Annotated in this window: 10 protein-coding genes; 4 read left to right on the forward strand and 6 right to left on the reverse strand. The window is 65.0% G+C overall.

Annotation, left to right across the window (positions count from 1 at the left end):
- The first annotated feature begins 51 nt into the window (after positions 1 to 51).
- Positions 52 to 1662 carry a GMC family oxidoreductase gene (locus tag GGR44_RS11815; protein WP_183955785.1) on the forward strand — a complete coding sequence of 537 codons (1611 nt, stop codon included), beginning with the start codon at positions 52 to 54 and terminating at the stop codon, positions 1660 to 1662.
- Positions 1663 to 1670: 8 nt separating this feature from the next.
- Positions 1671 to 3158, forward strand: a complete 1488-nt coding sequence (locus GGR44_RS11820; protein WP_183955786.1) for an aldehyde dehydrogenase family protein — start codon at positions 1671 to 1673, stop codon at positions 3156 to 3158.
- 6 nt (positions 3159 to 3164) lie between these two features.
- On the opposite strand, the gene GGR44_RS11825 is transcribed toward GGR44_RS11820, so the two are convergent.
- From GGR44_RS11825 to GGR44_RS11850, 6 genes are read right to left on the reverse strand one after another with little or no spacing between them, the layout of a single operon-like run.
- Positions 3165 to 3959 carry a tyrosine-protein phosphatase gene (locus tag GGR44_RS11825; protein WP_183955787.1) on the reverse strand — a complete coding sequence of 265 codons (795 nt, stop codon included), beginning with the start codon at positions 3957 to 3959 and terminating at the stop codon, positions 3165 to 3167.
- A 17-nt stretch (positions 3960 to 3976) separates the two neighbouring features.
- Positions 3977 to 4891 (reverse strand): NADP-dependent oxidoreductase, encoded by a 915-nt coding sequence (locus tag GGR44_RS11830; protein ID WP_183955788.1) that lies wholly within the window; start codon positions 4889 to 4891, stop codon positions 3977 to 3979.
- Positions 4892 to 4919: 28 nt separating this feature from the next.
- Positions 4920 to 5810, reverse strand: a complete 891-nt coding sequence (locus tag GGR44_RS11835) for a TIGR03619 family F420-dependent LLM class oxidoreductase (RefSeq protein WP_183955789.1) — start codon at positions 5808 to 5810, stop codon at positions 4920 to 4922.
- Between the two features lie 52 nt (positions 5811 to 5862).
- Positions 5863 to 6672, reverse strand: coding sequence for an SDR family NAD(P)-dependent oxidoreductase (locus tag GGR44_RS11840; RefSeq protein ID WP_183955790.1), 810 nt, complete (start codon positions 6670 to 6672; stop codon positions 5863 to 5865).
- Entirely contained in the window at positions 6672 to 7115 is a 444-nt protein-coding gene (locus tag GGR44_RS11845; protein ID WP_183955791.1) for a nuclear transport factor 2 family protein, read from the reverse strand. Before GGR44_RS11845 ends, GGR44_RS11840 begins: the two co-directional genes overlap by 1 nt.
- Positions 7116 to 7164: 49 nt before the next feature.
- The gene (locus tag GGR44_RS11850; RefSeq protein ID WP_183955792.1) at positions 7165 to 7974 is read right to left on the reverse strand and encodes an SDR family NAD(P)-dependent oxidoreductase; all 810 of its coding nucleotides are present in this window, start codon (positions 7972 to 7974) and stop codon (positions 7165 to 7167) included.
- A gap of 308 nt (positions 7975 to 8282) precedes the next feature.
- Between GGR44_RS11850 and GGR44_RS11855 the strand changes: the two genes are divergently transcribed.
- Both GGR44_RS11855 and GGR44_RS11860 read left to right on the forward strand, forming a co-directional pair.
- Entirely contained in the window at positions 8283 to 10697 is a 2415-nt protein-coding gene (locus GGR44_RS11855; RefSeq protein WP_246344583.1) for a TonB-dependent receptor, read from the forward strand.
- 71 nt (positions 10698 to 10768) lie between these two features.
- Positions 10769 to 12106: a phosphotransferase gene (locus tag GGR44_RS11860; protein ID WP_183955793.1), complete on the forward strand. Its 1338-nt coding sequence runs from the start codon at positions 10769 to 10771 to the stop codon at positions 12104 to 12106.
- Positions 12107 to 12124: the final 18 nt, after the last annotated feature.

Here is a 12124-nt window from a genome sequence, read left to right on the forward strand (position 1 = left end):
GCGAACCGGGCAGGCGAGGCCTGTGGTCGCGCCGTGAAGGGAGGGTTCCTAATGACCAACGCAGCAGCGCAAGGGTATGACTACATCATCGTCGGGGCCGGGTCTTCGGGCTGTGTGCTCGCCAACCGGTTGTCGGCAAACCCTGCAACGCGCGTGCTGCTGGTGGAAAGCGGGCCGGATGACACCAGCCCGCTCATCGCCATGCCGCGCGGCATCGGCAAGCTGCTCGATCCGCGCAACCCGCATGTCTGGGCCTATGACGTATCGCCCGGCGGCAACAAGCCCTCGGAAATGTGGCTGAAAGGCCGCGCCGTCGGCGGGTCGAGCGCGGTCAACGGCATGGTCTATATCCGCGGTGCGCCGATGGATTACGATGGCTGGGCCGACGCTGGCTGCACCGGCTGGGGCTGGGACGAGATCGGCCGCTGCTTTGTCGCGCTGGAAGACCACGAACTGGGCGAAGGCCCGTGGCGCGGCGTGGGCGGCCCGATCCATGTCAGCGTCCACCCCACCCGCAACGGCCTGTGCGAAGCAGTGCTTGACGCTGCGCAGCAGATCGGCGTGGCACGGGTGGCGGATGTCAACGATGTCGATGTCGTGCGCGATGGCGGCATGGGCTATCAGACCCGCAACATCGCCAACGGCAAGCGCGTCAGTTCGGCCAGGGGCTTCCTCAAAGAAGCGCGCAAGCGCCCCAATCTCGATGTGCTGCCCGAAACCGATGTGCTCAAGGTCGAGATCGAAGACCGCACGGTGACCGGGGTAACCGTGCGCAACAAGCAGGGCGCCCGGTTTGTCGCCGCGCGCGAAGTGATCCTTTCCGCTGGCGCCGTCCATTCGCCCAAGCTGATGCAGTTGTCGGGCATCGGCCCCGGCGCGGTGCTTCGCGCCGCCGGGGTGCCGGTGATCGTCGATTCCCCCGATGTCGGGCGCAACTTGCGCGAACACCGCTATCTACAGACCGTCTATCGCGTGACCGGCGGCAGCATGAACCTGAACTATCAGGGCCTGGGGCTGGCCAAATCGGTGCTGCAATACGGCCTGCTGGCCAAGGGCGCGCTGACCCATGGCGCGCATGAAGTCGGCGGGTTCGTCAAGACGCGGCCCGATCTCGACCATGCCGACGCACAGATCGGGGTCAGCCTCTATTCGCTCAACCTGACCGACAAGGGCGTTGTCCCCGACAAGCACCACGGGTTGACCATCCTGGGCTACTTCACCCGGCCCGAAAGCCAGGGCGAAGTGCGCATCCAGTCGGCCGATCCCGATGCGCAGCCGTTCATCGACGCCAACCATTTTTCCGCCGAGATCGACCGGATCACTGCGGTGTCGCTGTTCCGCTGGCTGCGCGCGCTGGGCGAACAGAGCGCGCTCAAGCCGTGGATCGTGGAAGAACAGTTCCCCGGCGGCATGATAAAGACCGACGACGATATCCTGCAGAACGCCGTCGCCCTTGGCGGCACGGCCTATCACATCGCTGGCACCTGCCGGATGGGTGCGGACGAAGCTTCGGTCTGCGATCCGCAATTGCGTGTTCGCGGCGTCAGCGGTCTGCGCGTGTGCGATACCTCGATCTTCCCGACGCTGGTTTCGGGCAACACCAATGCTCCGGCGATGGCGGTCGGTCTGCGCGCCGCCGAAATCATCCTCCAGACCCAGTGAGGCGATCCATGACTATCCCCTTTACCGATATCGACCGCCTGTACATTGATGGTGAATGGCACGCCGCCGCAGAGCGCGAAGCGGTGCTCAACCCTTCGACCGAAGACGTCATCGGCGAAGCGCCGGTGGGCGATGCTGCGGCGGCCGAGGCGGCCATCGCATCGTCGTTCGATGCCTTTGAAAACGGTCCCTGGCCGCGCATGACGCAGGCCGAACGCACTGCCGTGATGCAGAAATTCCATGATGCGCTCTATGCGCGGCGCGGCGAGCTGGTCAACCTGATCCTCAAGGAAGTGGGCTGCGCGCAGGCCGTGACGCGCAATGTCCAGGTGGATGCCCCGCTTGAACATCTGCAATCGGCCATCGACTATTCCCGGCGGGAAGAGCCGACGCAGTTGCCCGTCTCCAGCAACGTCAACATGATCAACCCGGAGGGGCCGCGCATTCTTGGCGGCGGTACTGTGGTGCGCGAACCGGTGGGCGTGGTCAGCGGCATCACGGGGTACAATTTCCCCTTCCTGCTCAACCTCGCAAAGGTCACGCCGGCACTGCTGGCCGGGAACAGCCTGATCCTCAAGCCTTCGCCTTTCACGCCCTATTCGGCGCTGATGCTCGGCCAGATCGCCGACGAAATCGGCCTGCCGCGCGGCGTGCTAAACATCATCACCGGCGGGCCGGATGTCGGCACCCGGCTGACCACCGACCCGCGCGTGGACATGATCACCTTCACCGGATCGGAAGCGGTGGGCGCGGCGATCATGGGGCAGGCAGCGCCGACGCTCAAGCGCGTGCATCTGGAACTTGGCGGCAAGTCCGCGATGATCGTGCGCGAAGATGCCGATGTCGAAGCCGCCGCCGCCATGGCGATCATGGTGCTGACCGTGAACGCCGGGCAGGGCTGCGCGATCACGACCCGCTTCCTCGTGCACAATTCGGTACGGGCGCGCTTTGTCGCCACGGCAAAGGCGGTGGCGGCGCACTGGAAGGTGGGCGATCCGTCCGATCCGACCGTGCTGATGGGGCCGCTGATCCGCGAGTCCCAGCGCAGCAAGGTGGAAAAGCTGATCCAGTCGGGGCGTGACGAAGGCTCCACGCTGGTTTGTGGCGGTACGCGTCCGGCTGGACTGGACAAGGGCTTTTTCGTGGACATTACGCTGTTCGACGATGTCGACAACATGTCCACTCTGGCGCAGGAAGAGGTCTTCGGCCCGGTCGGCTGCGTGATCGGTTACGATACCGATGAAGAAGCCGTGCGCATCGCGAACCAGTCGCGTTATGGCCTTAACGGCGCGATCATGACCGCCGATGCCGCCAAGGCCTATGAAATGTCGCTGCAGATCCGCACCGGCAACGTGGCGATCAACGGGGGCATCGGCAAGATGCCCTACGCCCCGTTCGGAGGATACAAGCGGTCGGGCATCGGGCGCGAATACGGGCCGGACTGGCTCCGTGAGTTCCAGCAGGAAAAGACCATCACCTATCCGGTCGGCCGCTGAGCCGGATCAGTCCTCCAGCAACCGCTGGCGCAGCGCGGCGATCCGGATCTGGTCCAGACCCAGCGCCGCCTGCACATAGCCTTCGATCGAGCCATGGCGCGCGGTTATGGAATCAAGCGCCGCCTTGAGATAGGCCGGATCCGCGCGCATCAGCGCATCGCGCACGTCGGGCGCCATCTTTTCGAAGGGGTGCTGGCCATCGGTCAGCCCCAGCCCGGCGTTGCGGTGCTGGCGGGTAAAGGCAAACAGGTCCACCGCCGTGTTGGTCAGCGCGAAATCGGCCAGGATCGTTTCCTCGTCCACCCCGGCGAGGCCAAGCAGGATCGCCGCGCAGAAGCCGGTCCGATCCTTGCCTGCGGCGCAGTGGAACACCAGAGGCGTCTGGTCGTCGATCACCGCATCGAGCAATCCGCGCACGGCGCGGGTCATCCAGTCCGCCATCGACGGATAGGATTCGATCAGCCAGGCGCGCAGGGCTTCGCCCGATGTGGCATGTTCCCACGGTGCGCCGCGCTGCGACGAGGCGATGGATTCGTCGAGCTGCCACGAAAGCTGGCGCACCGGCCCGGCCCATGTTGTCGGTTCGGCTGCGATCTCGTCGTCGCGCCGCAGATCGACGATGGTGCGGATGCCCAGCGGCGCAAGCGCGGCGTGATCCTCCGGGGTCAGGTAGGTCAGCACCCCGGATCGGAACAGCATGCCGGTCCGCACCCTGCGCCCGTCGCGCGTGGCATAGCCGCCAAGGTCGCGGAAATTGCAACCTCCGGCAAGATCGAAGCAGCGTGCAGGCGCAGAGGACATGGTCGGTTTCCTTGCGGTCAGTAGGTGAGAACGATCTTGCCACGCACGGTGCCGCTTTCGACTTCGGCCATTGCGGCAACGGCTTCTTCCACGGGGTAGGTCCGCTGGATCGTCGGCTTGAGCTTGCCCGCATCGGCCAGGGCCGCCGCGTTGCGCAGCGCGGCGCCATGGGGTGCGCCAAAGGTCATCGTCGCACGCACGCCATGGCGGGCGGCTTCGTCCTGATCGGGCGGCGCGACCAGCGAGATCAGGATGCCACCGGGCTTGAGCAACCCCCATGAGCGCGCCTGCGCAGGCGGGCCGAAGGCGTCGAGCACGATATCGAAATCGCCGACCGCCTGTTCATAGGCGGTGGTGCGATCGATCACGTGATCGGCGCCCAGCCCGCGCACGAAGTTCATCGTGGCGGGCGATGTCAGCGCGGTGACTTCGGCGCCCAGCGCCTTGGCAAGCTGGACGACGATGCTGCCGACCCCGCCAGCAGCGGCATGGACCAGCAGGCGCGTGCCGGGCGTGATCGGTTCGGCATCGAAGGCGGCCTGCGCGGTGACCACTGCCACGGGCAGCGCCGCAGCTTCGACCATCGACAGGCTGGTAGGCGCCTTGGCCACGGCATCGGCCCGTACTGCCAGCACATCGGCAAAAACGCCGATCGGGCCGACCGATCCATAGACCGCATCGCCCACCGCAAACCCGCTGACGCCTTCGCCCAGCGCGGTGACGGTGCCGGCGAACTCGTTGCCCAGCGTGAAGGGGAACGGCACTTGCAGGAAATCCTTCATGTGCCCGTCGCGGATTTTCCAGTCCACCGGGTTCACCCCGGTCGCGGCCACGGCAACGCGCAATTGGCCAGGCCCGGCTTCGGGTTCGGGCACCTGGTTGACGACCATGACTTCGGGGCCGCCATAGGCCGTGATCTGGACTGCTCTCATGCTCATTCTCCGGCGCGCGCGAGGGGGGTCAAAGGACGTTCGCGGCGATCTTTTCAAGGGCGATGCGCGCGTCTTCGACGCTTTCGATATGGGGCAGGCTGAAGGCCAGCCGGTCGGCGCCTGCGTCTTCATAGATGGTGCGCAGTTCGCGGCTGTCGTCGCCGGGGGCGAGGATAACGCCGATTTCGAAATGGGCGATGTCGCGCCCAGCTTCCTGCGCGTGGGCCATGATCCTGGCGCGGCCGCGCTTGAGATGTTCCGGCCCCGTCATGTCGGTTTCGCTGAGCGTCAGCAGGCGCGTTCCGGCGTAGGCGGGCAACCAGCCCTGGCAATGGCGGCCCACCCGTTCCAGCACGGTATCGCTGTATCCGCCCAGCAGGATCGGGGTATGCGGCCTGCGCGCCGGGCGGGGGTACATCTGGACTTCGGGAAACTGGAAGAATTCGCCGTCGAACGCGAAGGCATCCTGCGTCCACAGGCCCTTCATCACCGCGATGCTCTCCATCGTGTAAGCCCAGCGCCGCTCGAAGCTGCCGCCACTGGCCTCGATCTCGATCCGGCTTGCGCCGCCGGTGCCCAACCCGAGCATGAAGCGTCCGTTGCTGTAAGCGTCGATACAGGCCACCTGCTTGGCCACATCGACCGGGTGCTTCATCGGCATGATCAGCACGCCGGTCGAAATCTCGATCCGCTTGGTCATCGCCGTGGCGCGCGCCGCGCCGATCAGCGGGTCTTGGTAGAACGGCACCCCGTGGGTGTGCGGCCCCTTGATCTCTTCCTTCAGCGGGCGGACGGTGTGGTGGCCCGAAGTCAGCCAGTCAAAGCCGATCTGTTCGGCCATGCGTGCGATTTCGCCCATGTCGATATCGTTGATCGGCACGCCCGGATCGGCAAAGGGCCTGCTTATGCCAATTTTCATCGTGGCTCTCTCCCCTTAGCGCGCAAGGCCGGCATGGCTGGCCCTGCGCGGATTAACCGTAGAAGAACTTCATCTGTTCGGTTTTGGCGTTGACCCGTTCGCGCCGTGCGGCATTGGACGTTACGGGATCGTCTGGCGATACCGCATCAGGGTTGTATACCGGCCCGTCACCCAGTGCCTCGATCGTACCGCGGGCCAGTGCTATCGGATCGGATGCGCCGGTCGCTTCCACCGGGATGCCGCGCCGCGCCAGCGTTTCGCGCAGCATCGGCGTATCGGCGATCTTGAACAACAGGGTAATCACGTCGACCCCACGGGGCGCAAGTTCGGCCCACAGCGACTCGCACAGGTTCAGGGCAAAGCCCTTGGTTGCGGTGTAGATGCCCGAAAGCCCCACCCCGCCAAACGCGGCTTCGGACCCGACGACGATGATCCCGCCGGGCGTTCCTGCTGCTGCGCTGTCCGCCAGGCGCTTGCCGAAATGGTTCAGCGCCTCTGTCAGAAACAGCACGTTGCGCCGGATCGTCGTGGCCCAGTGGTCGTAGGGCCGGTCGACGAAGGCCGCGCCCGATGCTTCGGCCCCGGCGTTGAACACCGCCAGCGTCAGTGGCAGGTCCGCCGTGGCGGCGGCGATCTGCGCCACCGCATCGGGTGCTTCAAGATCGAGCGAGAGCGTGCGCGCCTCCACTCCCAGCGCGCGGACGGCTGCGGCGGCGCGGGCCAGCTTGTCTTCCTGCCGGGCGATCAGCAGGCAATGCATGCCGCGCTGCGCCAGATCGGTGGCGAACGCCAGGCCAAGGCCATCGGACCCGCCGGTGATGAACGCCCATTTTCCGGGCGCGATGGCCGCCGATCGCGTCATCAGCCGACAGCTTCCGGGTTGCCCGCCGGGTTCTTTTCGCCGGTCACGCCCATCTTGCGGTTGAGATCGTCCATGTCGAGATATTCGCGCCATTTGACGATCAGGCCATCGTCGTTGAACTCGTAGATGGCGACCATCTGGTGCGGGCAGGGGCGGCCCATGATGATTGCCGTGTCGGACCGTTCCTGCATCACCATGCGGTCGTTCGACAGGATGTTCACCTCGTTGCACTTGTTGTTGGTGGCAAAGGTCATCTGGTTGAGGATTTCGGCGCGCAGCGCTTCCTTGCCGCGGATCACCGGGCCGCCCGGCACCCACAACTGCCATTCGGCGTCTTCAGCAAAGTACGACAATATCTTCTCGACATCGGGGCGCACTTCGTCGCTGCCGTCGCCCCATGCGTCGTGCATGGCGCGGACCTTGTTTTCCAGTTCGATACCCATCGTGTTTTTCCTTTGCGATAACCGGGTCGGGGGGCGGAGCGGGCGCGGGTCAGGAACCCGCGGCAAGCGCGCGGGTCACGCTGATGAACGGTACGGTGCAGCTTTGCCCGCCATCGACCGGATAGAGCATGCCGTTGACATAGCGTGATTCGTCTGATGCCAGGAACAGCGCCATCGCGGCGATGTCTTCCGGTTCGCCGATGAACGGCGTGTTGAGCACATCGAGAAACAGGCGGTCCATTTCCGGCGTGGACCACTGGATCTTGGCCGGAGTCTGCGTCGGGCCTGGGAGGATCGCATTGCTGCGGATGCCCTGCTTGCCATATGTCGCGGCGATCGCCTGGACGAACCAGTTGAGTGCGGCCTTCGACGAGCCATAGCTGTAGGCGGTGATATCGCCGCCCATTGAGCTGCCCGATGACGTGGAGATAATCGACCCGCGCCCGCGTTTCAGCATGTGCGGAATCGCCAGCTTGCTGGCGATGACCGCGCCCAGCACGTTGACGCGCAGGTTCGCCAGGAAGATTTCCGGGTCGAACTTGAGGAAGTCCATGTCGCGCATGGCGTGTTCGGTGTTGGTGTAGAGCGCGTTGTTGAACAACACGTCGATCCGGCCGAAATCGGCGACCGTGGTGTCGATCATCCGGGCCAGATCGCCCTCGCTGCCCACATCCACGGCGATGGCGCGGGCCTTTCCGCCAGCGGCGATCAGTTCCTGGGCAACGGTTTCTGCCGGCTCAGCGCGGATATCGGCGACAATCACCGTGGCGCCTTCGCGCGCAAACATTGCGGCGCTGGCGCGGCCGATCCCGCTGCCTGCGCCGGTGATGATGCAGACCTTGTCCGCAAGTCTTGCCATGTCCAGTGCTCCTCTGCGCCATGCGACGCGTGTTTTCAGCACAGGTTGCGGCTTTCCCGCCGCCTGTTACCTGTCGAATGGCTGGTGTTGGTGCGAATGACCGCCACGGATGCCATTGCGGTGCGCGTGTTTCCGCTGCGTCGTTGCGGTTGTCCGCGGCCATCGCATCGCATGCTGCACGCAGGCCACACCTGTCCGACGAAACGGGATGGCAGGTTCCATATCCTTCCCAAAGACAGGTTATTGATGCTCCCGACAGCGACAGCGAGTGCGTCAGAAAAAAACATTTACATTCTTTGGGAGGGCTTATGATGATTCACTGCCGTACTAAGGGCCTTGTCGCGCTCTTGCTGGCGACAACCGCAACCCCCGCTTTCGCGCAGGACGCCACGGCCACGCCGCAGCAGGCGGACGAAGGCGTCGCCGCCACCGACCAGACTTACGGCGATATCATCGTCACCGCGCGCCGTACTGCGGAAAACATCCAGTCCACGCCGGTTTCGATCACCGCCTTCGGCACCGAATCGCTGCGCCAGGCGCAGGTCCGCGATACGCAGGATCTGCTGTTCAAGACGCCGGGCGTGTTCCTGGCCGGTTCGGGCGGGCGCGAAAACTCGAACTTTTCGGTCCGCGGCCAGTCCAAGGCGCTGGCGGGCAACAGCGCGCCCGGCGTGATCAGCTATTTCGCCGACGTGCCCGCGCCGACGCTCGGCTCCAGCATCCCGACATATGATCTGGCCTCGGTACAGGTGCTCAAAGGGCCGCAGGGCACCCTGTTCGGCCGCAACACCACTGGCGGCGCGATTCTCTATTACCCGACCATGCCGACCTACGATCTCGAAGGATATGTGCAGGCGACTTACGGCAGCTACAATGCGGTGATCGGCGAAGCGGCCATCAACCTGCCGATCGTTGACCAGAAGGTGGCGCTGCGCATTTCGGGCCAGTACCAGAAGCGCGATGGTTGGACGAAGAACATCGGCGTGGGCAAGGATGCCGACGATCTCAATTCGCGCGCGATCCGTGGCACGCTGCTGCTCGAACCCTTCGAAGGGCTGAAGAACACCACGATCGTCGATTACTATCGCAACCGGTCGACCGGCGGCGGCTCGGTTCTGGTCGATGTCTTCTCCGGCCCCAATGCGCTGACCGCCACGGGCACGCTGGCTGCGGCGCAGGCCCAGCTTGCCGCCCAGCGCGCGCGCGGCATCCGGGTTATCGACTCCGATGTCGATGCGTTTGAACGTGCCGAACGGTTCGGCGTCACCAACCGCACCGAAGTCACGCTTTCCGATGCGTTCCAGTTGGTCAACCTCTTCGGGTATCGTCGCACGAAGGTCGATTATTTCTCCAGCGTTGATGGCCTGCCTACGCTGATTTCCGATGGCACGGGCGCGATCCCCAGGGGGCTTCCGGTCATGGTCGTCGGCGGCCGCCAGACCTCCGACGTGGAACAGATCACCAACGAATTGCAGTTCAAGGGCACCGTGGCCGACGGCAAGCTGGACTGGCTGGTTGGCGGGTTCTACCTCAAGAGCAAGCCCAAGGGGCCGACCGGCACCTACATCCCGATCTTCATCCTGCCCGGCTTCACCAATGCGCCGTTCAACTACGGGTTCTTCACCGAAACCAGCAAGGCGGTGTTCGGCAACATTACCTACAAGCTGGATGGCATTGCCGATGGCCTGCGCTTCAACGCCGGGTTCCGTCATACCTGGGATGAAATCAGCGCCTGCGTCGGCGGCGGCACTTCGCCCAACCCGGTACTTAGCCCGGCGGATTGCAACAATGCCGTTCCCGCCATCGTCAACAGCAGCGTGAACCGCACCAAGTCCAAAGCCCCGACCTGGACCATCGGCCTTGACTGGCAGGCTTCGGATGAACTGTTCGTCTATGCCGTGACCCGTCGCGGCTATCGCGCCGGTGGCATCAACAGCCCGACGCTGGCCGGCCGCCTGCTGCCGTTCCAGTCGTTCAGCCCGGAAAAAGTCACCGATCTTGAGTTCGGCGTGCGTTCGGACTTCAAGGTAGGAAATGCTGAAGTAAGGCTCAACGCTTCGCCTTTCGTGGGCTGGTACAGCAACGTGCAGGTCCCGGTTTCCGGCCTGAACACGCAAGCCACCTGTAGCACCACGGCCCCCGGCGGCACCGACGCGCCGCGTTCGCCCGACGGCGATTGCAACGCGGCCAACGATCCGAGCGGCGGCACCTTGCTCGTCAATGCCGGTTCGACCAGGGTCAGCGGGATCGATCTTTCCGCGCGCATCGCACCGACCGCCACCCTGGCGTTCGAGTTCGGCGCGACGCTGCTTGATCTCAAGACCCGTTCGCTGACGGTGCCGACCGATTTGCAGCCCTATCTGCGCGTGCTGGAAGTGCCGTTCAACCTGGTCGCGCGCCAGACGCTGACCGCCGGTCTCCGCTGGACGCTGCCGGTTCCCGAAAGCATCGGCAAGACGGTGTTCAGCACCGATTTCTACCACTCCAGCAGCGTGCAGTCGTCGGACGCGGTCCTGCCCCCCTACGTGCTGGTCAACGCGCGCCTCGATATCGGCAACATTGCCGGAACCGGGGTGGACGCCAGCTTCTTCGTGCGCAACCTGTTCGACCGCGAATATCTCGCGTCGAGCAACGTCGGCTCGAACCTGCTTGGCGTGCAGAGCGGATTCTACGGGGCGCCGCGCACAGTGGGGGGCGAACTGCGCTATCGCTTCGGCAACTGATCGCAACGCGGTCCGGCATCGGAAGGGGAACGGGAATGGCTACGCAGACACTACCGCTTCCCACCGATGCCATGGACCGCAAGGTCTTCGACTGGCTGGGCGCGAACATCGGGCCGGTCACCGCGTTTGAACGGCAGCCGCGCTGGCGGCCGGGCTGGAACGTGGTGGTCGAACGCGATGGCGCGCCCTTGCCGCTGTATGTCCGCGGGCCGCGCGGGGATACCTATGTCTCGCCGGTGGACATGTTCCAGGAGGCGGAAATCCACCGCGTCTTCGAACGCCACGGCATTCCCGCGCCGCGCGTGCACGGGATGATTCCCGATCCGCTGTGCATCGTGATGGACATGCTGCCCGGCCGCATCAACAGCGGCGCGATCGCCGATAAAGCGGTTCGGGCAAAGGTGCGCGATCGCTTCATCGCCATCATGGCCGATGTGCACCGCCTGCCGGTGGAAGCTTTCGCCGCCGCCAACCTGCCGGTGCCGCGCACGCCGCGCGAGATCGCGCTCAACCTATATGCCCCGTCCGAAGCGATCTTCCGCGAAAGGATCGCCGGGCGACCCTGGCCGTTGATGGAGTTCGCCTGGGCCTGGCTCAACCGCAACATCCCGCAGGACCGCACGCGGGCGACCTTCGTCAACTATGACGGCGGGCAGTTCCTTTACGATGACCAGGGCGAGGTGACCGGCCTGATCGACTTCGAAGTATCCTCGCTCGGCGATCCGGCGGCAGAGCTTTCGGGCATGCGGCTGCGCGATTCCTCCGAGCCGCTGGGTAACCTGACCGCGCTGGTGGAGCGGTACGAGGCGCTGAGCGGGGACCGCATTCCGCGCAAGCTGATCGAGTTTCACACCGCCGGTTTTTGCGCGGTGAACGGCTTCCTGATGTGGCCGCTGATGTTCGACAGCGCGCCGGAACAGGACTATCTTGCCTATCTCAACTATTGCGTCGGCACGAGCCGCTGGATGATCCGGGCGATTGCCGATCACATCGGCGTGGCGCTGGTCGATCCGCCGGAGCCGACCGAACAGCAGCTGGGTTTTGCCCAGGGGTTCCGCCATCTTGTGCGCCATATCGAAGCCTTCCCCGGCGGCACCGCTGCCGAAGACTATGCGCGCGACGCCGCTGCGCACCATGCGTTCTACATGGGGCGGCTCAACGCCTATGGCCTGTCGGTGCGCGAAGCCGATCTGGCCGATGTTGAGCGGCTGACCGGTATCCGCCATGCTGACTGGGACAGTGCGCAGGCTGCGCTCTCGGCGTGGGTCGCAACCGCGGGCGCTGAAGCCGATGCTCTGCTGGTGCAGCATTTCCATAACTGGCTGCAGCGCCAGGCCTTTATCCTGCGCGGTTGCGGCCCGGCATCGTTCCTCCCCGCGCTCGACCTCCAGCCGATCCTCGATCGCTGAACGTGCGGCCCTGAACGG

It is taken from the genome of Sphingobium fontiphilum (assembly GCF_014196635.1).
Classification (GTDB): Bacteria; Pseudomonadota; Alphaproteobacteria; order Sphingomonadales; family Sphingomonadaceae; genus Sphingobium; species Sphingobium fontiphilum.